22 protein-coding genes are annotated in these 26,729 nt (G+C 45.3%); 7 read left to right on the top strand and 15 right to left on the bottom strand.

Features of this window, described 5'->3' with window-relative positions; translation table 11 throughout:
- Positions 1 to 127 precede the first annotated feature (127 nt).
- From M3629_RS01440 to M3629_RS01405, 8 genes are all read right to left on the bottom strand, one after another.
- A complete protein-coding gene (locus M3629_RS01440) occupies positions 128 to 1,090 on the bottom strand; it encodes an ABC transporter permease (RefSeq protein WP_090922200.1) in 963 nt (320 codons plus the stop codon).
- On the bottom strand, positions 1,091 to 2,170 hold the full coding sequence (locus tag M3629_RS01435; protein WP_090922198.1) for an ABC transporter permease: 1,080 nt from the start codon (positions 2,168 to 2,170) through the stop codon (positions 1,091 to 1,093). It lies immediately after the preceding gene.
- The gene (locus tag M3629_RS01430) at positions 2,163 to 3,701 is read right to left on the bottom strand and encodes an ABC transporter ATP-binding protein (protein WP_251502618.1); all 1,539 of its coding nucleotides are present in this window, start codon (positions 3,699 to 3,701) and stop codon (positions 2,163 to 2,165) included. Before M3629_RS01430 ends, M3629_RS01435 begins: the two co-directional genes overlap by 8 nt.
- 199 nt (positions 3,702 to 3,900) lie before the next feature.
- Positions 3,901 to 4,941, bottom strand: coding sequence for a BMP family lipoprotein (locus M3629_RS01425; RefSeq protein ID WP_090922194.1), 1,041 nt, complete (start codon positions 4,939 to 4,941; stop codon positions 3,901 to 3,903).
- A 574-nt stretch (positions 4,942 to 5,515) separates the two neighbouring features.
- Positions 5,516 to 5,875 (bottom strand): 50S ribosomal protein L20, encoded by a 360-nt coding sequence (rplT, locus tag M3629_RS01420; protein WP_017689664.1) that lies wholly within the window; start codon positions 5,873 to 5,875, stop codon positions 5,516 to 5,518.
- A gap of 89 nt (positions 5,876 to 5,964) precedes the next feature.
- Positions 5,965 to 6,168 (bottom strand): 50S ribosomal protein L35, encoded by a 204-nt coding sequence (gene rpmI, locus M3629_RS01415; RefSeq protein ID WP_017689665.1) that lies wholly within the window; start codon positions 6,166 to 6,168, stop codon positions 5,965 to 5,967.
- A gap of 24 nt (positions 6,169 to 6,192) precedes the next feature.
- Positions 6,193 to 6,687: a translation initiation factor IF-3 gene (gene infC / locus M3629_RS01410; protein ID WP_139168915.1), complete on the bottom strand. Its 495-nt coding sequence runs from the start codon at positions 6,685 to 6,687 to the stop codon at positions 6,193 to 6,195.
- Positions 6,688 to 7,035: 348 nt separating this feature from the next.
- Complete coding sequence (locus M3629_RS01405) at positions 7,036 to 8,274, bottom strand: glycosyltransferase family 2 protein (RefSeq protein ID WP_251502616.1); 1,239 nt, start codon at positions 8,272 to 8,274, stop codon at positions 7,036 to 7,038.
- A 709-nt stretch (positions 8,275 to 8,983) separates the two neighbouring features.
- Between M3629_RS01405 and M3629_RS01400 the strand changes: the two genes are divergently transcribed.
- Together M3629_RS01400 and M3629_RS01395 are read left to right on the top strand one after the other, a co-directional pair.
- Entirely contained in the window at positions 8,984 to 9,511 is a 528-nt protein-coding gene (locus M3629_RS01400; RefSeq protein ID WP_251502614.1) for a phosphatase PAP2 family protein, read from the top strand.
- A 50-nt stretch (positions 9,512 to 9,561) separates the two neighbouring features.
- Positions 9,562 to 10,713, top strand: a complete 1,152-nt coding sequence (locus tag M3629_RS01395) for an MGDG synthase family glycosyltransferase (RefSeq protein WP_251502612.1) — start codon at positions 9,562 to 9,564, stop codon at positions 10,711 to 10,713.
- Positions 10,714 to 10,823: 110 nt separating this feature from the next.
- Here M3629_RS01395 and M3629_RS01390 read toward each other — a convergent pair whose 3' ends face one another.
- The 3 genes from M3629_RS01390 to M3629_RS01380 all read right to left on the bottom strand — a co-directional run bounded on the left by M3629_RS01390 (position 10,824) and on the right by M3629_RS01380 (position 14,353).
- Positions 10,824 to 12,377, bottom strand: coding sequence for an ABC transporter substrate-binding protein (locus M3629_RS01390; protein WP_435368162.1), 1,554 nt, complete (start codon positions 12,375 to 12,377; stop codon positions 10,824 to 10,826).
- Positions 12,378 to 12,475: 98 nt separating this feature from the next.
- Complete coding sequence (locus M3629_RS01385; RefSeq protein ID WP_244159348.1) at positions 12,476 to 13,411, bottom strand: carbohydrate ABC transporter permease; 936 nt, start codon at positions 13,409 to 13,411, stop codon at positions 12,476 to 12,478.
- Between the two features lie 36 nt (positions 13,412 to 13,447).
- The gene (locus tag M3629_RS01380) at positions 13,448 to 14,353 is read right to left on the bottom strand and encodes an ABC transporter permease (protein ID WP_090922181.1); all 906 of its coding nucleotides are present in this window, start codon (positions 14,351 to 14,353) and stop codon (positions 13,448 to 13,450) included.
- Positions 14,354 to 14,737: 384 nt separating this feature from the next.
- Here M3629_RS01380 and M3629_RS01375 point away from each other — a divergent pair, with 384 nt between their 5' ends.
- A complete protein-coding gene (locus tag M3629_RS01375) occupies positions 14,738 to 16,996 on the top strand; it encodes an AraC family transcriptional regulator (RefSeq protein WP_251502609.1) in 2,259 nt (752 codons plus the stop codon).
- 73 nt (positions 16,997 to 17,069) lie between these two features.
- Here the strand turns inward: M3629_RS01375 and trmB are convergent, their stop codons facing one another.
- Both trmB and M3629_RS01365 read right to left on the bottom strand, forming a co-directional pair.
- The gene (gene trmB, locus M3629_RS01370) at positions 17,070 to 17,825 is read right to left on the bottom strand and encodes a tRNA (guanosine(46)-N7)-methyltransferase TrmB (protein ID WP_251502607.1); all 756 of its coding nucleotides are present in this window, start codon (positions 17,823 to 17,825) and stop codon (positions 17,070 to 17,072) included.
- Positions 17,826 to 17,976: 151 nt separating this feature from the next.
- Positions 17,977 to 18,177 (bottom strand): hypothetical protein, encoded by a 201-nt coding sequence (locus tag M3629_RS01365; protein WP_251502605.1) that lies wholly within the window; start codon positions 18,175 to 18,177, stop codon positions 17,977 to 17,979.
- 314 nt (positions 18,178 to 18,491) lie between these two features.
- On the opposite strand from M3629_RS01365, the gene M3629_RS01360 reads away from it, so the two are divergent.
- From M3629_RS01360 to M3629_RS01345, 4 genes are all read left to right on the top strand, one after another.
- Complete coding sequence (locus M3629_RS01360) at positions 18,492 to 19,445, top strand: TIGR01212 family radical SAM protein (protein WP_251502603.1); 954 nt, start codon at positions 18,492 to 18,494, stop codon at positions 19,443 to 19,445.
- A complete protein-coding gene (locus M3629_RS01355) occupies positions 19,446 to 20,030 on the top strand; it encodes a class I SAM-dependent methyltransferase (protein ID WP_251502601.1) in 585 nt (194 codons plus the stop codon).
- A gap of 206 nt (positions 20,031 to 20,236) precedes the next feature.
- A complete protein-coding gene (locus M3629_RS01350) occupies positions 20,237 to 21,217 on the top strand; it encodes a type I phosphomannose isomerase catalytic subunit (protein ID WP_251502600.1) in 981 nt (326 codons plus the stop codon).
- 40 nt (positions 21,218 to 21,257) lie between these two features.
- The gene (locus M3629_RS01345; protein WP_251502598.1) at positions 21,258 to 22,277 is read left to right on the top strand and encodes an alpha/beta fold hydrolase; all 1,020 of its coding nucleotides are present in this window, start codon (positions 21,258 to 21,260) and stop codon (positions 22,275 to 22,277) included.
- Between the two features lie 156 nt (positions 22,278 to 22,433).
- On the opposite strand, the gene odhB is transcribed toward M3629_RS01345, so the two are convergent.
- Both odhB and M3629_RS01335 read right to left on the bottom strand, forming a co-directional pair.
- Positions 22,434 to 23,708: a 2-oxoglutarate dehydrogenase complex dihydrolipoyllysine-residue succinyltransferase gene (gene odhB / locus M3629_RS01340; protein ID WP_251502596.1), complete on the bottom strand. Its 1,275-nt coding sequence runs from the start codon at positions 23,706 to 23,708 to the stop codon at positions 22,434 to 22,436.
- Between the two features lie 5 nt (positions 23,709 to 23,713).
- Positions 23,714 to 26,587 carry a 2-oxoglutarate dehydrogenase E1 component gene (locus M3629_RS01335; protein WP_251502595.1) on the bottom strand — a complete coding sequence of 958 codons (2,874 nt, stop codon included), beginning with the start codon at positions 26,585 to 26,587 and terminating at the stop codon, positions 23,714 to 23,716.
- Positions 26,588 to 26,729: the final 142 nt, after the last annotated feature.

Here is a 26,729-nt window from a genome sequence, read left to right as displayed (position 1 = left end):
GTTTCTTTGTCCCTACCGAAAAAGTTGGGTACTACAATGGAGCGCACAAAAAAAAGACCCGCTCAAAATCGCAGGTCTTTTCTCGAAATTATGTTTTGGATACCAAATGATATCCGGTTTGCTAAAGTTACCTTTTACCAGGATCATACGGTTCGCCCAGCGCAGATGGAGCCGAAGAACGTCCAACCGCAGCCACCAGAACGATAATCGTAAGCAAATAAGGCAACATGAAAATAATTTCCTGGGGAATACTCTGTGACCATTCAAACAATTGCACATAGTTACGGATCGCTTGAGAGAATCCAAAAAATACAGCCGCGCCGAAAGCACCGATTGGATTCCATTTACCAAAGATCATCGCTGCAATCGCAATGTAACCTTGACCGGAAACGGTATTATGCGAAAACGTACCTGTTGTTGTCAATGTAATGGCTGCTCCACCAATCGCCGCAAGCGCACCACTTATCATAACAGCAACGTAACGGTAACGACGAACTTTAACCCCGACAGTATCCGCCGCGCTTGGATGTTCACCTACAGAACGCAGACGAAGTCCAAACGGTGTTTTAAACATAATGTAATATGTCAGGAATACAAACAAAATCGCTAGGTAAGTCGTTGGATATACATTTTTGAAAAATGCTTCTCCAAGCAAAGGAATGTTTTCGAGAAACGGCACATTAAATTTGCTGAAGCCTTGTACCAAAGGTGAATCACCTGAACCTTCAAACAGCAGTTTTACCAAATACAGTGTACTTCCTGCCGCTAAAAAGTTAATGACGATACCACTGATAATCTGATCAGCTTTAAACGTAATGGATGCTACCGCGTGAATAAGTGAAACGAGTACACCAAGCACAATGGCAAGCAGTACCCCCATCCACGCCGATGTTGTCCCGCCCATACCCGCTTCTTGGGCATAGTGAGCACCAATACCGGCTGCGAACGCACCAAACACCATGAAACCTTCAAGTCCAAGGTTTGTTACCCCAGATTTTTCCGAGAATATCCCGCCAAGGGAAGCAAAAATCAATGCCGTAGCAAAGACAAGCGTCGTATTGATAATTTGCCCGATTGTCAACAAGTCCATCTACAACACCTTCTCTTTCTTGCGCTTGGAATAGAACGGTTTAAGTACCCAGCGCACGATGCCTTGTGCGGCAATGAAGAAGATAATCGAACCGATGACAATCCGAATAATCTCAGGTGGTACATCCGCAGCAAAGCTCATTCCTGCAGAACCGTAAGTAAGCGTACCGAAGAGCAACGCACCAAGTAACACTCCAAACGGATGATTTAGACCAATCAAAGCAACTGCAATTCCGTCAAACCCGGTGCCTGGAGAACCTGACATTACGGTCTGATACTGAAATACCCCGAGAACCTGGAACGCTCCGCCAAGCCCTGCGAGCATGCCACTGATAAACATCGCTTTGACGATATTCCGATTAACGTGCATACCTGCATATTCCGCTGCATTCGGGTTATAACCGACGGCACGGATTTCATATCCCTGCTTTGTTTTCCACATGTAGATATAAAAGAGCACTGCCATTACAAGAGCAATCAACGTTCCCATATGAACACGTGAATTGCCCATCAATTCAGAAAGCCAAGTCAGACTGATAGAGGCCGACTCGCTGATATCAACGGAGCGGTTCTCCCCTTGCAAAAGCAAAAATTGACGCACGATCAGATTGGCTAAATATAAACCAATCCAGTTCAGCATAATACTACTGATAACTTCGTTGACCCCGCGTGCAGCTTTCAGGTAACCAGCAATTGCTGCCCAGAGCCCACCAAATACCGCACCCGCAATTAACGCCAGTGGTGCATGAATATAAATAGGCAGACCAGTAAACTTCACACCTACAAACGTAGCTGCTGTCATCCCTACGAGAAACTGTCCTTCGCCCCCGATATTAAACAACCCGGCACGAGCCGCAAAAGCAAAAGCAAGGCCCGTCATAATGAGCGGAGTCATTTCCCGCACAGCTTCCCCGAAGTTGTACATGTCACCAAATACTTTTTTGAATAAAGCACCGTATGCTTCAAACGGGTTATATCCACCAATTAGCATAACAATTCCGCCGAGAATAAGCCCCATCAGAATCGCTACAACAGGCAAAATAAACGAATCTCGGGTAAACCATTTTAACACTTTATTCATGCGCAGTACCTCTCTTTTGGGTGCTGCCCGCCATCATCAAGCCAAGCTCCCTGTCATTGGTTTCTTCCGGCAGCACCTCGCCAACGATCTGTCCTTCATAGATAACCGCAATGCGGTCTGAAACGTTCATAATCTCATCGAGTTCGAACGAAATCAATAAAACAGCCTTCCCCTGATCGCGCTGAGCAATCAATTGCTTTTGCACGAACTCGATAGCCCCTACGTCCAATCCACGTGTGGGCTGGGCAGCAATCAGCAATTCAGGGTTTTTATCCACCTCACGGGCTATAATGGCTTTCTGCTGGTTTCCTCCCGACAAGGAACGTGCTTTCGTCTCGATACTCGGTGTACGCACGTCAAATGCTTCTACCAGCCGCTTCGCCTGCTTTTTAATCGCATCAAAATTCAGGAAGCCTTTTCGCGTATACGGCTCCTTGTAATATGATTCCAGAACGATATTTTCACTCACCGAAAAATCCAGAACAAGCCCATGCTTATGTCGATCCTCCGGAATATGAGCAACGCCAGCTTCTGAGATGTGACGAGGAGAGTGATTGGAAAGCTCTTTTCCTTCCAAACGGATCGATCCGCTATCCACTTTGCGCAAACCTGTCAAGGCTTCAATCAATTCACTTTGACCATTACCGTCTACCCCGGCAATACCAACAATCTCTCCTGCACGCACATTTAAGTTCAGATCGTTCAGAACCGCGATACCTTCTTTATTTTTGGCCATCAGCTTGCTGACCTCAAGTACATTGGCTCCAGGTGTGGCAGGCTTCTTATCCACTTTAAACGTAACGTTTCGGCCAACCATTTTTTCTGCGAGTTCATTCGGATTGGTTTCCGAAGTTTTGACCGAATCAATGACTTTACCACGACGAATAATCGTAACCGTATCCGAAATTTCCATAATTTCTTTCAGCTTGTGCGTAATCAGAATGATCGACTTGCCTTCAGCGACAAGCTTTTTCATGATGACCATCAGCTCTTTGATTTCTTGTGGTGTAAGTACTGCTGTTGGTTCATCAAAGATCAAAATGTCCGCACCACGATATAGCGTTTTAACAATCTCAACACGCTGCTGCATGCCGACAGAAATATCGTGAATTTTGGCATGAGGATTTACTTTGAGTCCATATTGCTCGGACAAGCGCTGTACTTCTGCAGCGGCCTTTTTATAGTTAATATTGAGACCCTTTGTAGGCTCGGATCCCAAAATAATGTTCTCTGTTACCGTGAACGGCTGCACAAGCTTAAAGTGCTGATGCACCATACCGATGCCAAGATCGATCGCCCGGTTCGGACTGTCAATGATGACAGGTTTGCCATTCACTTCAATGGAACCTTCATCTGGCTGATAGAGACCAAAAACAATGTTCATCAATGTTGACTTACCAGCGCCGTTTTCGCCCAGTAGAGCATGAATCTCGCCTTTCTGAAGCTGAAGGCTGATGGCGTCGTTGGCAACAATGCCTGGGAAACGCTTCGTTATCTGTTTCAACTCAACGACGGGGGTTGCTGCACCCATGTAATCACCCTTATAACTGATATAGTTTGGTTCCGCAAACGAAAGAAAAGCTCCTACTCGGAGCACTATTGCAATGGTTAGATTGTACAAATGTTATAATGCCTTGATCAAATGTTCCTGCCTTTACAATCACAAGGCCGGTCAAGACCGGCCCGGATGATTATAATACAGCAGATATCAAAATGACTACGAATTCGTATTACTCAGTAGGTACTTTGATTTCGCCGCTGATGATTTTTTCTTTGTATTCGTCAACTTTAGCCAGAACTTCTGGTGATACATTTTTACTGGAAGTGTCCGCAATGCCAACGCCGTTTTCTTTCAGCGTCAGATTCTCAGATCCACCCGCGAATGTACCGTCAACAACTTCTTTATTCACGCGTTTAACCGCTTCGTCTACTTTTTTGATCATGGAAGTCAGTGTCACTTCATCGCCAAATTCAAGGGATTGGTCTTTATCCACACCGATAACCCATACATCTTGACCTTGTTTTTTACGGGCAATTGCTTCATTGAACACGCCGTTACCTGTTGCACCGGAAGCGTGGAAAATGATGTCAACGCCTTTGTTGTACAATGTAGCTGCAGCTGCTTTACCCAAGTCAGGCTTGTCGAAAGCACCTGTGTAGTTAGAGATGAATTCAGCTTTAGGGTTTACTGCTTTAACCCCTTCTCTGAAACCAACTTCAAACTTTTTGATCAGTGGACTATCCATACCACCTACGAAACCAACTTTGTTTGTTTTAGTGCTAAGACCAGCAACAACACCAACAAGATAAGATCCTTCTTCTTCAGCGAACGTTACGGATTTCACGTTAGCTGCATCCACTACGCTGTCGATGATCGCCAGTTTAGAGTCAGGGTTTTGCTCTGCTACTGTTTTGATCGCATCAGCCAGTTGGAAACCAATACCCCAAGTGAGATCATATCCGCCTTTAACAAATTCGTTCAAGTTTGGAATATATTCTTCATCGGATTTACTTTGCAGGTATTTAACTTTTGCACCTGTTTCAGTTTCGGTTGCTTGCAGTGCTTCCCAAGCCGATTGGTTAAAGGATTTGTCGTTCACGCCGCCTACGTCAGTAACCATACCGATTTGAACATCGGATTTGGCTTCAGTGGAAGTTCCACCATTGTCTCCTCCGGCATTTGTTTCTTCTTTTGGTTTGCTTCCGCATCCTGCGAGCATAACCGATACTGCCAGCAACATTACCAGAGACAGGCTAAGCATTTTTTTCATTTCTCTTTTTCCCCCTTAATAATATGTCCCTTTCAAATCTCGTCTGCATTGCACGGATCAACAGATATAAAGAACAGGTTAAAAGCGAAATGTTTCGCCAATGGCTCACTAAAAGCGCATTCTTTTGCTCGATGCATCTGTTCATCTGTCGAAAAGCCGAACATTATGACCCGAAAAGAAAAATTTAGGACTGGCCTACTAGAGGTGATTATACAATCAACCAGTGTTAAAATCCAGATGTATAATCACCAAAAAGCACTTATTTTTGTACTTTTTTTATTGAAAACGCTTAATAATTTAACGTTTTAACACACTAACGTTACAACGATGTGATGTTATATAACAGAAATATCACACCCACTTCTAAATTTTCGTAAAATCACTCTAATTCATTTGTATTATTGTACCGTTCGTGTTTTATGTAATGCCATGCTGTGTTATTCACCAACAGCGCTCGCACTCTGCTATCACTTCCAGCTTTTGCGATAAGTTTAGGTTGTTCTTCCTAAGCCGTTTTTATTCTCCAGTCCGTAAAAAAAGCCGCCATAGGTACGGCGGCTTACTTCATACAGATTTAAGCGTTGATTTTACCTTTAGCTACAGTAGCCAAAGAGTTGAACGCATTGATGTCATTAACGGCCAGATCAGCCAGCATTTTGCGGTTCATGTCTACACCAGCAAGTTTCAATCCGTGGATCAATTTGTTGTAAGACAAACCGTTCATACGTGCTGCAGCATTGATACGAACGATCCACAGTCTGCGGAAGTTACGTTTCGTGTTGCGACGGTCACGGTATGCGTATACCAGGGATTTCATTACTTGCTCATTAGCTGTTTTAAAGATACGGTGTTTGGAACCGAAATAACCTCTTGCCAGTTTCAAAACCTTTTTATGACGACGACGTACTACAAAACCGCCTTTTACTCTTGCCATATTAAAGAACCTCCCAAATAAATATAAATGTATCCGTGGTATGTGTATGGCCGAAGCCAATCCCCCGTACGGAATCTACTATTTTTGAATTAACCTTTCAGGTTAGCCAAACCTTGTTTCAAACGTCTCACGTCACCAGCAGCCATTACAGGGTTGCCGTTCAGAACGCGCTTAGCACGTTTGGATTTGTGAGAAAGCAAGTGGTTTTTGTGAGCTTTGTAACGAAGGACTTTACCGGAACCGGTAATTTTGAAGCGTCCTTTCAAACTGCTGTGTGTTTTCATTTTAGGCATGTTGTGTTTCCTCCTCCAATGTTATCAGGCTTTAGGAGCCAAGATCATAATCATACTGCGGCCTTCCAGTTTTGGTTGACGTTCAACGGTACAAAGTTCTGCAACTTCCACCTTAACGCGCTCCAAAATCCGCTGACCAATAGACGCATGTGCAATCTCACGTCCGCGATAACGAACGGAGCATTTCACTTTGTCGCCTTCTTTCAAAAACTTAACTACATTACGAAGCTTCGTTTGATAATCGTGCTCCTCAATATTGGAACGGAACCATACTTCTTTAATGTCAACAATTTTCTGGTTCTTACGGGCTTCTTTTTCTTTCTTTTGTTGCTCATAGCGGAATTTGCCATAGTCCATGATGCGGCACACCGGCGGTTTAGCCTGTGGGGCCACATTAACCAGGTCCAAGTTCAGGTCAATTGCCATTTGAAGTGCTTCACGAATGGGAGTGATCCCGATTTGTTCTCCTTCAGCTCCGACAAGGCGTACTTCCTTCGCCCGAATCTCGTCATTAATCATGTGATCTTTACTAATAACCGTCCACCTCCAGGTCATTTTGAATATCCAGTTACACAAAAATAAAAGGGATGCCGGTCAAGCTACCGACATCCCTGTAATCAACACAATTCTTCATGAATATACACTTCATAAATTATTGGGATCGTTGACCAGCCAACGTATGTTGGTCAGGTGAGAAGTCGGACTTCTGCTTGTGATTCCATTTTGCTATTTGTTTAACGCACTTGAATACTATAACATCTGCCATAAAACATTGTCAACACTCAAAACACATTTTTATTTCAAAACAGTGTGCCGTGTGTAAAACTCGTAGCTACGCAGATGCTCACCAATCTATATATACATGAGTTACCCCTGTTTGCTCTGTACTTCGTCCAGGCGAACAACCCGTGTATGTTGCGTGTGGCTCCACTGTTTGTTGTTTTGCGTAAAGAACGCATAAAACGTAATTGGATACCAAGACAACAAATAAATCGGGAAAAGAATCAGATAGAGATACACTTTAGCGAACTTCACTTTTTCGAGCGCCATGGACAACAGGAACGTTAACACGTTCATGCCGATCGCTATGAATCCAACCCACAATGGGAAATACCCATAAATGTTAGCAATGTGTGGGCCGTCCAATACGTAAATATCGATTGACATTACAGCCGTCAACAAGAAAGTAAGTAGCACCACGTACACATTGGCACCATAAACAGCAAGGTCGAACTTCACGATACTTCTTTCTTTAATGGACTGCCATAGCAGTGGGAAGAAATATCTTCTCGCTACCGTAAAGTGTCCTTGCATCCAACGCAAACGTTGTCTAGCGGAAGCTTTAAAAGTCAATGGCTTCTCATCGAATACTTTGGCATCGTAGTTAAACACCGGGTACACGTTACGCTGTACACTTCGCATCGTAAACTCTAAGTCTTCTACAAGGCTTGTAGCTCCCCATCCAATTTCTTTCAGCAGGTTGGTCTCGAAGCACATGCCCGTACCGCCGAGGAAATTCGCCATGTTCAGGTTATGACGAGACAACTGCCACAGACGGTTGATATACCAGTACGATACACCATAAGCCGCAGTGATCCATGAATCCTCGGGATTTTTCGTATCAATGTAGCCTTGAATAACACGCGCTCCATTGCACAAATCATTGTTCATTTCACGCAAGAAGTTTTGCTCAACCAGATTATCAGCATCAAGCATAACTACCGCATCATACTGACGTGGCAAATCCCACAGGTATTTGAGCATCCACTCAATGGCATGCCCTTTACCTCTCAAGTCTGGATTCGTACGTACACAAGCATTCCAGCCATGCTGACGAACGATTTCTGCCGTGCTGTCTGTACAGTTGTCACAGATGACAAATACGTCGTACAGATCTCTCGGGTAATCCAGTTCCTTCAGGTTTTCCATCAGCGCACCGATAACTTGTTCCTCGTTGTGTGCAGCTACCAGCACGGCAAATGATTTTGTTGCAGGATAATTTTTCTTTTTCTTTTTCTTATACAGACCGAACAGCGAAAACGTGAATTGGTACACAGCCAGCAGTGCCAAAATGACCTGCAGCGTGACGAATATAGCGTCCAACATCGTTCTCTGTTACCCCCTTTTAGATAAAACCCAGATTACTTTAGCTTTTTCTCTTCCTGATTCTGCATTTTATTTTTTTGTAATTGCAGAATATGACCCTGTGCTTTTGTGTACTACGTCAATCATTCAGACAATGTTTCAAATCAAGGCTGCGGCCAGTTGGCTGCTTTATCGATTCTGTATTCTTTTCAGCAATTTGTCAAAACCCCAATTCCACTTCCTGACGCAGAAATGTGAACTTTAAACGCTGAATAGTCACTTCCTGATGCCACAACCTCGCATTCATGCCTGTTATATCTTATTTTCAGCCGTTTTCTTGATTTTTATTTCTAAAGTCCCTTCTTTTTGTTGCAGCTTACTGTAGCTGAAACGTGTCTATACATCAAATAACGTAAACGGGCACCAAAAAGTTTAATCTAAAACTCATATTTTTTTACCTCATTTCAGCCACATTGAATCATTGTATCTTTTTTCACGGAATGAAGTCAAAAAAGACCATTGGTTCTTCATCCACTCTTTTACATGAATTTTACGTTCTTTACATGTCTTCTTCTTGAAAAGGACAACATTTAAAAATATGATAAACATATGCCTGAAATAACCTCAAGAGCTTGAAAAACGGTTATATACTAAACAGGTACAATCCGACACGGGTAGCATCCCGGAAATACTGCCGTCCTCGGGGCGGCCTGACTGGCAGGAGGCCAATATGAGCCGTTTTTTCTTAAAGTTTCAAGAGTACGATCGTAATGTGTTTATGTGGATTAACGGCCGGCTTCATAATCGATTTATGAATTTCTGGCTGTACTATTTCACCCATCTTGGTGGAGCAACTTCTTCCATTGCAGTATCTTTGTTAATCTGGCTACTTGCCCCGGCTCCATGGAGTACAACCGGACTTCAAGCGTGCATCGCCTTAGCAGTAAGTCACATTCCTGTAGCCATCGCTAAAAAATTGTATCCTCGCATTCGCCCTTATCTGGCCTTGCCTGATACAATAACGTTCCGCAACCCACTGACGGATCATTCGTTTCCGTCGGGGCATACAACCGCCATTTTTTCGGTTACAGTACCCTTTATGGCTGCTGAGCCGTTTCTATTGCTGACTTTGCTTCCTGTGGCTTTTATTGTCGGATTCTCTCGAATCTATCTGGGGCTGCACTATCCGTCCGATGTTTTGGCAGGAGCCACAATCGGTACTTTAGTCGCACTTGCTACAGTTGCATTCTGGGCTTAAAGCCGATATGTTAGACTCAGGAAAACCTAGCAGGAACAGGTGAAGCAAGCGTGGAGAAAAAAAGAATTTTACTATTATCTGAGGGCTTTGGCGCAGGTCATACCCAGGCTGCTTATGCATTGTCCAGCCATTTACGAAAGCTGTCGCCGAATATCCAAACCAAAGTGCTTGAACTCGGAAGCTTTCTTAACCCGAAAGTCGCACCACTTATCCTTAATGCGTACAAAAGAACGGTGACCAATCAACCCAAACTCGTTGGATACATGTACAGACAGCAATATAAAAAACCTTTGAACCGGTTAACAACTCTTGCACTGCACAAAGTGTTTTACACCCATACCCGCAGTGTCGTTCGTCAGTTGCATCCAAATGCCATTGTCTGCACCCACCCGATTCCAAGTGCGGTTATATCCAGGTTAAAGCGGTTAGGTACAAAGGTTCCCTTATGTAACGTTTTAACCGATTATGACGCACACGGTACATGGATTAGTCCTGAGGTGGATTTATATCTCGTTTCGTCGGACGAAGTAAAATCCAAGTTGATACAACGTGGCGTGTCCGTAGATAAGATCAAGGTAACCGGTATTCCGGTGCACCCAAACTTCTGGGAGCATCCCGGACATGACGAAATCCGCTCCAGATTTAATCTAAAAAAAATGCCAACCGTGCTTGTCATGGGCGGTGGCTGGGGGATGCTAAGTGACAAGGTTGTTCACCAGCTATTAGCACGCTGGCATGAAGATATCCAGATTATTTTCTGTCTCGGACGTAATGACAAAATACGGGTTAGCATGGAGCAGGACCCACTTTTCCAGCAAGAGAATATCCACATCATTGGGTATACAACAGAAATTGATAAATTAATGGAAGTCTCTGATCTACTCATTACAAAACCAGGCGGAATGACTTGCAGTGAAGGTTTGGCAAAGGGCATTCCAATGCTGTTTCATAATCCGATCCCGGGTCAGGAAGAAGAGAATGTACATTATTTTACAACCAGAGGATTGGGTGAACGAATTACTTCCCTTGACGTCGTTGTGAAATGGATGAACAAATTGCTTCATCATTATCCAGACGTGGTGCAGAAACGAAAACGCCATCTGGCGGAGATTGCCAAAGTACATCCGATGGAAAGCGCGCAGTCTATTATGGATTTGTTACAGGATATGCAGCCTTCACCATCAGAGTCGACCCGTTTCTAACCTTTGTAGTTTGAATAAGATCGTCCTTTTTATCTCTTATAACGAAGAGAAAGGTGCCTTCGAAGCCGAAGGCACCTTTTTTTCTTACGTTTGTAAATTAACCACAACGCTTATTGTATACCGGCAGATTTTAGATACTCCCGCCATTGTTTTGTGTACTCCGACTGAATTTTATCCAGACCGGCTTGTTTTGCTTTTTCCATAAACGTATTCAAACCACCCTCTACATCCGCAACAAGCCCTACGTTAAGTGGATACAGATACTGCTTCTCTACTTGCTCCAAAGCCGCTTTTTCCGCTTGATAAGGTGTCCAATCCTCTGCAAAACCAGTGAAAATATCCGGTTTTTTGATCTTATCAAGGTCTTTAAACATGGCCAGTACATCATCAAAGCTCTTGTCGTACAGCATAAACTCCGGATTACGCCAAGCCCAGCCATTCATACCTTCACGCGGGAAGCCATTGCTCTGTGCATCACCAATCATATGGTAGTATCCGTCTTTTACTTCAAAATTTTTGCCTTCCACGCCATACTCGGTCAGCCAGTTGTAACGTTTGTCGGTCACAAGCTTCTCGTAGAATTCCAGTGCTCTTTCCGGGTTTTTGCTGCTACGCGGAATGGCAAAACCGTTATGAATCGGATGCACCGGCTGTGCAAACCCTTTCGCATTCGGATATGGGAAATATCCAAGCTTCCAGTCCGGGTGAGTGGACTGAACCTTGATGACATCAGAATTGAATTTGTTCGGGTTCTCACCAGCCAAAATGACAGCCGCTTTACCATTTTGCAACAGGGAATTGGATGTATCCTTCACATTTAGTACGTTTTTCGGGAAGAAACCTTTATCCATCCAGCGTTTGTATGTTTTCAGGTCTTGTAAATGCTGTGGCGAGCCCCAGTAGGACGTCACTGTAGATGGTGTGTCATACATAATATCCAAGCCATATGGAAGCTGACCCGCCGTATTTACCAGCTTGGAAGTCAATTGACGAACACCATGCGTATGATTTGCATTGCTGTCTGCAATCGGAATCATGTTGGGTTCATTCGCCTTGATGCCGTCCAGGTATGCTTCGAGCGTTTCCATCGATTCTGGCTTCGGCAGATTATACTTCTCACGCAGGTCTTCGCGGTACGCTATACCCTCGGTTACATATTCAATCCACGTCGATGGAACCGTGTAGATTTTGTCGTTAATCTTAACCGCGTTCCACATATCATCCGGGACATGAGATTTGAGCTTTGGTGTTTTTGCCAACAGTTCATCCAGCGGCAGGAAAGCACCTTTCTTCGCATAAGACTGGTAGTTCGTCCAGTCTGCTGTAAAAATCAAGTCAATGGGCTGCCCGGAAGACAGCAGCAATTTATATTTTTGATCCCAGTCCGTCCATGACGTGAAGTTGAATTTTACATTTACATTCAGATCGGCTTCAGCAAGCTTGTTAATCTCGGACTCAATCACAGGCAGGTCTTTCGGAGCATCTCCAAGCATGTAAAATTGCAAGGTTACTTTTTCGCCTTTATTATCCGATGAGCCTCCCTGAGCATTACCTTGCGTATTCCCTCCCGAACCGCCGCCGTTACACGCAGCCAGCACGCCAGCAAATAACATCAGAACGAGTACCACAGACAGGTGCCGAATCATTTTATTACGCATATGCATCCTCCCTTTTTGTGTTAAACCTATATGTTAGCGCAGACCCGCTATGCATCAGACCATCCATTGCCTAGACAGTCTGACGTCCCCAGCGTGTGTACGTTCTAACCTTTTACGGCTCCAATCGTGAGTCCTTTGACAAAATAACGTTGAACAAAAGGATACAGGAATAAAATCGGGCCAGTTACGATAATCGCCATCGCCATCTTGGTCGACTCTGTTGGAACGTCTTGACTAAGCGTTACCCCCGTGCCAATCGCCATCTGGTCAATGAAGGTAATCGTATTCATCGTGTTGTACAAATAAAATTGGAGCTGGTACATATCCGGGTTGTTGATAAATAAGGAAGATGTGAACCAGTCATTCCAATAGCCCAGGGCAAGAAACAGTCCAACGGTTGCAATGCCCGGCATCGCCAGTTTTAACACAATGCTGAAATAAATCCGGAAATCGTTGGCACCGTCAATCTTCGCCGATTCGATCAGTTCATCCGGCACCGCGGAGCGAATAAAGTTTTTCATCAGAATGATCAGAAATGGTGTCATTAACCCTGGGAAAATGAGTACCGTATACGTATCTGTCAGATTGAAGTAGTTCGCCAGCATAATGTACCAGGGCACAAGACCTCCGCCAAACAACGTTGTGAAGTAAATGAAAAAGGAGAACGTGTTCCGGTATTTGAAATCTTTACGCTGGAGTACAAATCCCGCCATGGTGATAAAAAACAGACCCAGTGTTGTTCCCACAACCGTTGTGAACACCGTAACGCCATACGCTTTGAGTACTTGTGTGGGGAATTTGAATACCATTTTGTAACCTTCCAGAGAGAAGTGTGTTGGAAAAAGATGATACCCATCCCGCACGATCGATTCGTTGCTGCTGAATGAACCTGACAAAATGAGCAGGAATGGCAGCAGACACATCAATGACAAAACAATGATGATACCATAGGCAATGAGCTGAAAAGCCAAGTTGAATTCCGAATCTTTGGCACGGGTCCGGGTCCGTATCCGTCTTTGGGTATGCGTTTGTGTGCTCATAGTTGTTCTCCCTTCTGCCGTATAGGCGTGCTTATTCTAGAACAAGGCGTAATCTTCGTTAATTTTGCGGATAATGTAGTTGACCGTCATGATGAGAATGAACCCGAATAATGATTGGTACAAGCCAGCTGCTGTTGCCATACCGATATCAAAGGTTACTTTCAGTGAACGATAGACATACGTATCAATGATATCTGTAGCGTTGTAGAGCACGCCGTTATTCCCGATCAATTGATAGAACAGGTCAAACTGTCCTTTCATGATGCTGCCAAGCGAGAATAACAGGAGAATGACAAACGTTGGTTTGAGCATCGGCACGGTGATGTACCAGATCCGCTGAAAGATGTTCGCTCCGTCAATGCGCGCCGCTTCATAATACTCGTCACTTATTCCCGTTATAGCGGCCAGATAGATGACCATGCTGTACCCGAGGTTTTTCCATAAGTAAAAGATAATGATCAGAAACACCCAGATCCATGGTGTGTTGTAGATATCCACCGGCCCTGCCTCAAAACGTTTAAGCACGGTATTCACAAACCCAGACTCATAGTTAAACATGTTGTAAGCGATTACACTCAATAGAACAAAGGAGATAAAGTACGGCAGAAACATGACGGACTGGGTTATTTTTTTGAACAACTTCCCCCGGATTTCACTGAGCATGATCGCACAAAAAATCGCAAGACCGTTCCCCAGTATAATGAAAGCCAGGTTATACCCTACGGTATTTGTCGTAAGTTTCAGCAGCATTCCCGATTGCCAGAGAAACTTAAAGTTATCTAATCCGACAAACGGGCTTCCAAATAACCCTCCTGCAAAATCATAGCTGGTAAATGCGTAGTAAATACCGACCATCGGAAAATACGAGTTAATGAGAAAAAAGATCAGCGTGGGCAGCAGCATCAGAAACATGATTTTGTTTTTGTTCAATTCTTTGAGCATGGCTCGATCCCTCCCAAATGTAACGGTGAAGCTCTGAATTTATTGTAGACTGACCCTTTCGTTTCTGAATACTGAAGCTTCCTCCCATTCGTGAACGATACTGCGAATTGAGAAGTGAACAATATGTACTAAGTATGAAATGAACGCATGTACGTTCACAAAAGTTGATATCGTGCATAGCTTTACCCGAATGAACAATCCCGCGAAAGTTGAACTTTATCTAGGGAAAAGGAACCAAAAAGCTTGTCCAGCATTGATGTAAACGCATACATAATATATAATTCAAGTTACCTTGCTCTTCTGTTTTGCTACATATGAAATTCAGTACTTCTTATGAAAAATACATAAGTTCACTCATATCAGGAGGTTCGAGGGGGAAAAAGAATGCGCAAACGTTCAGAGGACAGTCAGAAAGTGTTCACGCGGATTCTGATCGGCATTATTATCAGCACTGCCGCAACGTTACTTGTAGCATCAACTATTTTGTACGTTAACTACAATCGTATTGCTCTCCGCCAAGTCTATCGTACCGATGTGAATAGCCTCACCCAGACGAGCCGTGAAGTGGCCAAAATGACGGAAAGCGCCAAGTCTCTCTCCTACCAGATTTATCAGGACTACACGATTTCGTCCCTGATGCTCTACTCCAAACCGAGTATCTATCAGATCACTTCGGCCATGGAGCAACTCGATAATTACCGCATGTCTCTTCCTTTTATTGAATCCATCTATGTATACAATTCCAAAAGCAATGAATTTTTTATCAGTTCCGACGGGGTTCGCAATGGGCAGCAGTCTATCTCCGAGATCGATGACCAGGGGATCAAACATATTCTGGATCGTTTCCACGACTATAAACCATTTGTGCCGATCCCGCGCACGTATAAGGTCGGCTCCACCGAAGCCAGTGAGGTCAACAGTTACACTTACCTGTGCTACGACACCATTAACGACAACGCCAAGCTCAATTACGCCGTTATCGTGAACATTAAAGATGACTGGCTCAGTCCCAACATGAATGCAGCAGACCAGCCAGGCAAAACCTTCATTGTGAATGAACAAGGCGACCTGTTGTCCGATTTTGGAGATCGCCCACTGCTTAACCATCTCGCAAACGAAACCTTTATGCGTCCAATTATGAAAGATACCGAGCATTCTGCTTATTTTACCGAGCAAGTCGATGGGGAAAAATCGCTCATCACCTACACCGCTCCAGACAGCCTAGGATGGCGTTATGTACGGATTACCCCCTATGATGTGATTACAGCCGATATTCGGGGGATGCGCACGCATACCCTGTTATTCTGCCTTGGATTGCTGGCTGCGGGTTTGATTCTGTCTTATCTTGTCTCCCGGAAGTTGTATCATCCGATTAATAACGTGCTTGTTCGCATGCGTGTGATGGAAGCCGAACGCCGGGGTAGTCTGCAACTGCTAAGACAAGACTTTCTAAGAGGTGCTCTTCAGGGGCGGGAAACTGCAACCTGTAATATGCTTGAGGATCGAATGAGATTCTACGGCTCTCCTGTTGATGTACATCGATCGTCAAGACTAGTGCTATTGCGCATCGACCATTATACCGAATTTTGCGAGACTTACCGTGAGGATACCCAACTTGTAAAGTACGCGATGATGAATATTTGCACAGAGACCGCAGATCTTCACTATTATGTGGAAGCTGTGGATATGGGCGGTGACCTAATCACGCTTCTGTTTAATGAAAAATCGGAAAATCATTCTTTCTCCGAGCATGAGGCTTCGCATCAAATTGAGGAATTGCTACGTATGATGCAGGCAGCAGTTATGACTCATCTCAAGTGCTCCATCTCTTGTACGCTGGGTCCGGAAGAAAACTCTCTCGAGGAATGTATTAAAGGCTATGCTCGTTCCGCAGAAGCATCGCTTCATCGTCTGTTCATGGGACCAGGGTGCTTGATTCACACCGCAAGCATTATGGCATATCAGAGTAAAGAGTATACGTTTCCCGCGGGCAAAGAAAGACAGCTTGTAGAATGCTTGATGACAGGCAAGACAGAGGAAGCCAAGCTAATCTACGCAGATATCGTTAGTGAAACGGCAACCTATCCATTCAACGTCTTTCAGCTTGCGCTGTCCCACCTGACGATGACCCTGAATCACGTTCGCAACACCCTCAAGAAAAATAATCAACTTACACTGGATTCCGTTTCAGGCAGTCTGATGCTTCCGGTGAAAGATGCTGAGGATATTAGCGAGGTGCATGAACATTTTTATCGAATGTTTGAAGAGCTCGGCTCCAAGGTAGAGGAAAAACGCACACTCAAGCATGAGGAACTCATTCGGAGAATCAACGATATTGTTGAGCGGGACTATGCTGACCCGAATCTGTGCCTAACCTCAATCGCAGAGGAACTAGGGATGTCTCCAATATACGTCAGCAGGTTATATAAACAACTCACCTTAAAGGGACTCACGGATGTAATTAATGAGACACGCATCGCTAAAGCACAGCATATGCTCGTGCAGACCGAAAATTCCGTTGCGGATATCGCCGAGCGAACCGGTTTTACCAACAGTTCTTATTTTTATCGGATGTTTAAAAAGTTGAACGGCGTGACCCCTAACGATTATCGCCGTAAAGAGCTTCATTCTGAACATCTCTAACTTCCATCAATCAATAAAAAGAAAAAGAGCGGTACCTTAGAGCAATACATTTGCCCTCAGATACCGCCTTTTTTTATGCTTCGTCCTGATCTTCACCAGACTCGTCTGTTGCTTCACGCACTTTGTACTTTTCCAGACGTATTTCATTATACGCTCGCAATGCCTCTTCCCCTACAATCACTTCGACCCGGTGAATGTTCATGCCTTTACCCATGAATTTTTGTTCATACTCCGTCATGACATGCTCTTCATTCAAACCGTCACGATGCAGGTTCAGCGACAAATTCGTCATCTGCAAGCCAAAATCAGCGATCGAGTTCAGGGAGAACTCAAACAGGGTTTCTGAATCCGTTTTAAAATGAATCTGTCCTTTGGGATTCAGCAGTTCAATATATTTTTTCAAGAAGCGCGGGTGTGTTAACCGGCGACGTGCATGTTTCGCTTTTGGCCAAGGATCACTAAAATTCAAATAAATGCGTTCCAGTTCCTGAGGTTCAAACACCTCTTCGATCTGTTCGATGTTGGCAAGCGCAAGCTTCAGGTTCGGGGGTGTCTCTACCTCAGCTTGGCTCCAGGCATTACGCGCTTTCTCGCTGGCACGACGAACGAGCTCATCATACATATCGATGCCGATAAAGTTGTACTCCGGATATTTATAACTCATTTGGCTAATAAATTGACCTTTACCCATGCCAAACTCAACAAAGATCGGATGATCATTGCCAAACAGCTCAGCCCATTTGCCTTTGTGTTGCTTTGGTTCCAGTACCACCAGATCCTCTTGTTGCTCCAGATTTTCTCTTATCCCTTTTCTACCACGTAAACGCATGTTATTCCTCCGTTTGTCCATACTTGTCCTAGACTCATTTTGCCCAAGAACCGGCAAATTGTAAAGAGCAATGAAAAAGGAATCTCCGGACCTGCCACGTTGGGCAAATCTCAAAGATTCCCTTTTCGATTTATTTGGAATTGGGGTCCAACTACTTTAGTAGTTCATAGTCTACCTTATCTTGGTGTGAAAAATCAAATGTCTTTTCGAAAGCATCGCGAACTTTTTGTCTTGCAGCCGCTTTCACTTTCGGATTCCCATTAAAACGAACGCCTGTCAAAGCCAGGGCCTCTTCTGCCGTCAGTTCAACAGATACATGCTGGAATTCTTTATTTTTAACTTGGGAATTCATTCATATCACCTCACGGTATAGTATGATCCATAACGTCAACATTCATTCAAATGCCACGATGAAAACTACTCACTGGATGGTGTCTGACGCTGATTTAAATATAACATAAGGTGTAAACTACATCAAGTAAAAAACGTTGATTTGACGGCCTTTTTTTTCGTTTGCATTCCCCTTTTTTCCGGATTTTTGATACAATAAATGACGAAAACCGCACAGCATCTGCATAACCTGCTAAGGTATGATATTACAGATTACGAAACGAACCAAAAAAGGACTACATTTTAAGCCATAGACCTCAAAGGAGTACCTTGAAAATGAATGCACCAGCTACACAAGCGCCACTAATGTGGGGGGATAAACGGTTCCATACCTGGAATTATGAAATGCGAGATCAATTTAACAACAAAGTATTTAAAGTGATGCTGGATGCCGGGTTCACCTGCCCGAATCGGGATGGCTCCATTGCCAAAGGGGGCTGTACCTTCTGCAGTGCACGGGGTTCAGGTGATTTTGCAGGAAGCAGACGTGAAGACCTCGTCAGCCAGTTCAATACGATTCGCGACAGGCAGCATCTGAAATGGCCTTCGGCTCACTATATCGGTTATTTTCAGGCGTACACCAACACCTATGCACCAGTCGAAGAACTGCGTGAATACTTTGAAGAGATTTTACAACAGCCCGGCGTTGTCGGTTTATCCATTGCTACTCGCCCGGACTGTTTACCGGATGACGTTGTGGAGTATTTGGCAGAGCTTAATCAGCGAACCTATTTATGGGTAGAGATGGGACTTCAGACGATTCATGATTCCACTTCGACTTTGATCAACCGTGCACATGATACGTCGTGTTATGAAGAAGCGGTAGAAAAGCTACGTCAACACAATATTCGAGTCTGCACGCACATTATCTATGGCTTGCCGCAAGAAACCCACGAAATGATGCTGGATACCGGTCGCGCGGTGGCAAATATGGACGTGCAGGGCATTAAGATTCATCTGCTTCATCTGATGCGCAAAACGCCGATGGTTAAACAATATGAAGCGGGTCTGCTTCGATTCCTTGAACAAGATGAATATATCAAGCTGATTGTAGATACCCTCGAGATGCTCCCACCGGAAATGATTGTACATCGTCTTACAGGAGATGCCCCGCGCGACCTGCTTATTGGTCCCATGTGGTCATTGAACAAATGGGAAGTTCTTAATTCCATCGACCGCGAACTGCGTGAACGCGATACATGGCAGGGTAAGTATTGGAGGGAGGCATAAATGGGCTTTCTATCGGTTCTCAGCTGTGCACATCAATGGATTGGTTCTCGTCTCCAGCCAGGAGATTTCGCCATTGATGCCACGGTGGGCACAGGTGCTGATACCTTGTTTCTCGCAAAGCAGGTAGGCCAGCGTGGTCAGGTCATCGGATTTGATATTCAAAACGAAGCGCTAACACTGGCTCAGGCCAGGATTCGAAAGCAAGCTGAAAGCAGCAAACTCGGCTCTATTTCCATGATGGAATTAAGCCATGCACGCATGGCCGAAGCCGTACCGGGCGCCTGGATTGGTAAAGTAGGAGCTATTATGTTTAATCTGGGTTACTTACCGGCTGAAGGGGCAGATGCTTCTATAATCACAGAAACAACCAGCACCATCACAGCACTTGAAGCTGCTATAAAGTTATTGCGTCCACGCGGTATAATTACTGTCGTGTTATATCCGGGTCACGAAGGTGGCGATCAGGAAGCTGATGCTGTATCTACATGGGCAACCGCTTTACCTGTCGAACAGGCTCAGGTTGTGATGTACCGCCAGTTGCAACGTCAAACTTCACCTTATTTAATCGGTATTGAAAAAAAATAAAAAATAATTCTCTTTGTTCACCAAATGAAATACACTGAACACATTGACTGGACAAGCCTTTGCTGGTTCACTCAACATCGCAGTTTCCTCCTACATGGTGCAACTGTATTCTGCACATGTTCATCTACATCTGCATATGCCGATCGTTAGAGGGGCCTGAACTGGTTAAAGCGAATCACCATTTCATATACTAAGGAGAGATATCCATGTCTACGCCATACCCGCTTCAATTCCAACCCGAATTCAAAGAACGTGTATGGGGAGGTCGAGCGCTCGAGCAATTCGGCCTTACTCCCCCTGAAGGACATATTGGTGAAGGCTGGATGATCGCAGATCACGCGAACGGTACGACCAAGGTATTAAATGGTACACTTACTGGCAAAGGACTTGATGAGATACGTGAACAACTCGGAACAGCCTGGCTGGGTACCAAAGGTGTTTCTGAAAAAGGCGGTCGCTTTCCTCTGTTGATCAAACTGCTGGATTGTAATGATGACCTCTCCGTTCAGGTCCATCCTACAGATGATTACAAGGCTCTTCCTCCAGGTGAACTGGGTAAAACCGAAATGTGGTATGTACTCGACGCCAAACCCGGAGCTCATATTATTTACGGACTTAATGAAGGTGTGGATCGTGAAGGGCTGAGAAAGGCCCTGGAGAATGGCACCGTTATGGACACTCTTCGTCAAGTACCTGTAGAAGCTGGAGATACATTCTTTATCCCTGCTGGAACGGTGCACGCTCTCTGCGCAGGTGTTGTTGTAGCAGAAATACAACAAAATTCTGATACAACGTACCGGATCTATGATTACAACCGACCTGGACTGGACGGGAAACCACGTGAACTGCATGTGGAGGATTCCTTGAATGTCACTGCGTATGAAGGTGCCGGAGCAACAACGATGAAAACGAACAATGCAGTACCTGGTGAATGGCTCCAGCTTGCTTCCTGTCCTTACTTTGTAGTAGAGAAAGGCGTGGTGACTGAACGTTGGGAGTTATCTACGACACTGGACAGCTTTACCATTCTTGTTGTATGTGAAGGTGAAGGTACCCTTGAATGGAGTAGTTCTGAAGAAGGCGAGCAGCTAGCATTGAAAGCAGGCCAATGTTATCTTCTGCCGGCTAATCTGGGTAACTATACACTAAGTGGAAATACTACCGTTCTTCGATCCTATCTCCCTTAGTTTTAGTTACCGATAACCTGTGAAGGAGGAATTATACGAGATGCAGGAATCTACCTTTACGCTGATGGGCAATGAAGGTACCCGTGTTCATGTATACTGCTGGCTTCCCGATCCGGACGAACACATTCAAGGCGTTGTACAGATCGCGCATGGAATGGGCGAAACCGCTGCGCGTTACGCCGAATTTGCGGGTTATCTGACGAAGCACGGCTTTGCTGTGTATGCTAATGACCATCGGGGTCATGGCAAAACGGTGGAGAGCACCGAATCACTGGGTGATGCAGGTGTGGACGCATTTCACTGGATGGCTAAAGATATGGTCAATCTGGGCGAGCTACTTGCCAAAGAACATTCAGGGGTTCCCCTGTTCCTTATGGGGCACAGTATGGGTTCCTTTTTGGTACAGCACCTCATGTATGCAGGACATGAGAGGTACCACGCCTTTGTGCTGTCCGGCACAAACGGCAAACGAGGATTGCTTCGGTTTGGAGAAAAGCTCGCGCTACTCCAGTGCGGCATTCAAGGTGACCATCATCGGAGCCTGTTGCTCAACGCCATTGTATTTGGCGGATTTAACCGTGCGTTCCGTCCAGCTACGACGCCCTTTGACTGGTTATCTCGTGACCGGCAGGAAGTGCAGCGATTCATCGACGACCCGATGTGTGGAGCGATATGTACTGCTGGCTTTTTCCGTGATTTTTTCAAATTGCTACTTGAGATCCATCTTCCGCAGCATATGGAACGTATCCCCAAACACAAGCCGGTTCTCCTCTTCTCTGGTGAACTAGATCCTGTCGGACTTCGGGGCAAAGGTGTACTTAACCTATACTCCCAGTATCAAAAGCTTGGACTTCAAGATGTAGAATATCATCTTTATCCAGGCGGACGGCATGAGATGCTCCATGAAACCAATCGTAACGAAGTGGCTCATGATGTCCTGAGTTGGTTAAAACGTCATATGCCGACGATTGAGCAGCAACATACACAAAATAGTGGTCAACAAGATGCCGATACCGTTCCGTCTTTTGAAATTCAATCGAATCAGACGGCTTTGATGTAAGAAATCTATTTCTACTCTATTCCGATTCAAATGTGAGCAAAAACCCCCTGAACGAGCACAGTATGTAATGTGCTCGTTCAGGGGGGTTTTATTCTAGTCAAATATCTCAGATTTCATAGGATGAGAAATAAAGTCCAATGCTAATCTCAGAAGTCATTAACCTTCAATCAACAATGATTCTGGATCTTCAAGCAATTCTTTGACAGTCACCAGGAATCGTACGGCTTCGCTTCCATCAATAATCCGGTGATCGTAGGATAAAGCGATGTACATCATTGGACGGTTTTCCATCCGTTCAGCATCAATTGCTACTGGGCGAAGCTGAATTTTGTGCATCCCGAGAATACCTACCTGCGGTGTATTCAAAATTGGTGTCGACAAGAGCGAGCCAAAGGTTCCCCCGTTTGTGATTGTAAAGGTTCCCCCTTGCAGATCAGACAATGCCAGCGTATTCGAACGCGCTTTGGACGCCAGGTCTGCAATGCTTCTTTCGATTTCGGCAAAACCCAGACGGTCAGCATCACGTACAACCGGAACAACCAGACCTTCTTTGGCAGATACCGCAATACCGATATCGTAGAATTTTTTCAATACAACGTCTTCGCCATCAATCTCTGCGTTAATCGTTGGGAATTTTTTTAGTGCGCCTACAACTGCTTTGGTAAAGAAAGACATGAAGCCCAGATTAATATCATGCTTCTCTTTGAACTTGTCCTTCCGACGTTTACGAACGTCCATGATCGCTGTCATGTCAACCTCATTGAACGTGGTCAACATCGCTGCGGTCTGTTGCGCTTCAACCAAACGCTTCGCAATGGTTGCCCGACGACGGGACATACGCTGACGCTCTACAGGCTTGGCAAAAGTTGCGCCGCTGGCTGCTGGAGCACTAGGTGCGGAAGCAGGAGCTTTGGCTGCTGGTGGTGCCGCTGGAGTGGACGGCTGACTTCCATGGCTTTTCACATCATCCTGATACACGCGGCCAATCGGATCTTTGCTCTGCACTTGATCCAACTCAATCCCACGCTCACGAGCAAGCTTGCGTGCAGAAGGAGACGCTGTTTTGTTGCTATCGGATGACTCTGGTGGTGCCGCAACAGCAGCCGGTGCTACTGGAGCTTCCGGAGCTGGTGCAGAAGCAGGTTTGGATTCAGCCGCTGCCGGTTCGGAAGCAGCCGGAGCGTTTCCGCCCCCTGCTCCAGCCGAAAGTGTCCCGATCGTTTCACCGATAACTACGGTCTCGCCTTCTTGACGAATGATTTTCTCGAGCACACCGCTCTCCTCAGCACTGATCTCGATGTTGACTTTATCGGTCTCCAGTTCAAGCAGAACATCACCCTGATTAACGTTGTCTCCTTCTTTGACCATCCATCTGGATACCGTTCCCTCAGTTATTGACTCACCCATTGCAGGTACTTTAATTTCACTCACAGCTGTTACCTCCCCAGTGGAATATTATTCTTCGCCGTTTGTTTCAACGCTGCTGTAATAATCAATTGTTGCTCCATGCTATGCACAAGTTGGTAACCGCTGGAAGGACTTGCATGTTCCGGACGGCCTTCATATCTCACGGTAGTGCCTTCAGGCGCGATCTCGCGAAGACGAGGCTCCATATATGTCCATGCACCCATATTTTTGTTCTCTTCCTGCACCCATACCAGCTCTTTTAGTTGACTGAAACGTGCGAGTACACGTTTGATCTCTTCTGCTGGGAACGGATAGAGTTGCTCGACACGAATGATGTGAAGCCAGGAATAATCGCCCTTCTCCTTTTCAATCGCATCTTCCAGATCAATAGCAACTTTACCGCTGCACAAAATAATGCGTTCTACCCGATCCGGTTTTGTGCCCAGACCTGGTTGCTCCAGCACAAGTTCGAATTTACCTTCACTAAATTCCACAGCTGGTGACGCAACACGCGGATTACGAATCAAGCTTTTTGGTGACATCATTACAAGCGGTCGCGCATCTTCTGTCTCGGTTAATGAAGCTTGACGACGCAACAAGTGGAAGTACTGTGAAGCACTCGACAGATTAACCACTGTCATATTGTCTTCCGCACACAATTGCAGGAAACGTTCCAAACGTGCGCTTGTATGTTCTGGCCCCTGACCTTCGTTAGCGTGTGGAAGCAACATAACCAGACTCGATTTCTGGGACCATTTTGCACGGCCTGCTGATACGAACTGGTCGAAAATGACCTGTGCGCAGTTAGCAAAATCACCGAATTGTGCTTCCCAAATTACGAGTGTATCTGGTGAGTACACATTGTATCCATATTCAAATCCAACGACAGACTCTTCTGACAGCGGGCTATTATAGATTGCAAACGATGCTTTTGCTTGTGGCAGATGATGCAACGGACAGAACTTTTCCCCATTCGTAGCATCATGCAGTACAAGGTTACGATGAGCGAAGGTAGCACGCTCCGCATCTTGACCACTGATACGAATTGGCTTGCCGTCTGCCAATATCGTTGCAAATGCCAGTGTTTCGGCTAGGCTCCAGTCTACTTTTTCCCCTTCATTCAGAGCTGTACTCCGGCGTTGCAAAATCCGTTGCAGTTTGGGATATACATTAAAAGTCTCTGGCCACTTCAGAAGATCGGCATTAATGCTGCGCAATTGATCCAAAGGCACCGCTGTTGGCGTAATTGTGACTGCCTCGGACTCACTGATGTTGCGCTGGTAGTATTCATGCACTTCGTTTTTCTTCATCTGATCATAGGCTTCTTTTAAACGATCCGCTACGCCATCACGTACACTCGCAATGAAGGCATCGTCAATGACGGATTCCTTCTTAAGCATATCCTGATACAGATGACTGACTGTTGGGTGATTCTTTACCTTGTCATACACGAGCGGTTGTGTCGTTTCAGGATCATCCGTTTCATTATGACCGTAACGACGATATCCGATAAGGTCAATCAGGAAATCCTTCTTGAAACGGTTGCGATACTCCGCTGCCATGCGGATTGCCGCAATACAAGCTTCAGGGTTATCTGCGTTAACATGTACAATCGGAATTTCATATCCTTTGGCAAGGTCACTTGCATAATAAGTTGAACGCGAGTCACTGCTGTCCGTAGTGAAACCAAGACGGTTGTTCACGATGATGTGAATCGTTCCGCCATTTTGGTACCCTGGCAATGCTTTGAAGTTCAGCGTTTCGGCCACAATGCCTTCTCCCGGGAACGCCGCATCCCCGTGCATCAGAATGGTCGCTGCTTTGGTTACATCCTGCTTCGGATAACCTGGTTCACGGCGATCATCTTGAGCTGCACGTGCAAAACCTTGCACAACCGGATTGACGTATTCCAGATGGCTAGGGTTGTTGGCGAGTGTCAGGCGAGCCTGTACAGTCTCCCCGTCTTTTACAAAACGGTTCGCGCCCATATGGTATTTGACATCCCCCGTCCAACCATAATTGATTCCGGTTGAACCTTCGGATGGAACCAAGTCTTTGTTCGGGGCATGATGGAATTCAGAGAAAATTTTGCTGTACGGCTTGCCCAGGACATGAGCGAGCACGTTCAGACGTCCGCGGTGAGCCATCCCCATCAAAATATGACTGGAGCCTGCTTCTGCCATAAGGCGGACTGCTTCATCCAGCATAGGAACAAGTACATCGTTCCCCTCAATGGAGAAACGTTTCTGTCCAACAAACGTTTTGTGTAAGAAATCTTCGAATTGTTCAGCTTCAACCAAGCGTTCCAGCAACGCTGTGCGTTCTTGTTGCGTAAGCGGGGCCGGGGATGTGCGGGATTCCGCACGGCGATTCAACCACTCACGCTCTTGTACTTCATGCACATGACTGAATTCGTAAGCGATTGGACCTGTATAGATTTGACGAAGACGTTGAATTGCATCCCAGCCAGTCGTTGTTTGACCGTCTGCCCCTTCCCAAATCAGGGAAGCAGGTAGTGCTTTCAAATCTTCCTCATTTAATTGAAAATGTTTTGGTTCCAGCAAAGACGTGTCTGTTGCTTCACTGATTCCAAGTGGATCAATGTCGGCAGCCAGATGGCCATACGTACGGATGTTCCATACGAGTTTGCCTGCTGTAACCGCTTTCTGCAATAGTTGGATATCCACATTTCCAGAAGCAGTTTGACCATTACCGATATTCGAAAGAGTCTCTGCACCCTTGCCAGACATCGGCGGTGCGCCCCATTGCTCGAACAATTCACGATAGGCCGGTGTCACTGCACCTGGATCTTGGGTGAATAATTCATACTGTTCTTGTACGTATCCCATATTGGGACCATAGTAACTCTCCCAGGGTTTCATGTTGCCTTTCTCGATCGTCATCGACGTTCCCTCCGTCTTGATTTTGTCATAGGGTTTGACGGAAATCATTGAATAAGCTGTAATTCGCGTTCGTTCAACATTTTAAGCGAAATTTTTCATGAAGTCCAATCATCGTGCTGTTCGTGGTAATAACGTTGTTCCG

The sequence above is a fragment of the Paenibacillus polysaccharolyticus genome, assembly GCF_023714295.1.
Taxonomy (GTDB): domain Bacteria; phylum Bacillota; class Bacilli; order Paenibacillales; family Paenibacillaceae; genus Paenibacillus; species Paenibacillus polysaccharolyticus_A.
This window is presented reverse-complemented; position numbering and strand designations above follow the sequence as displayed.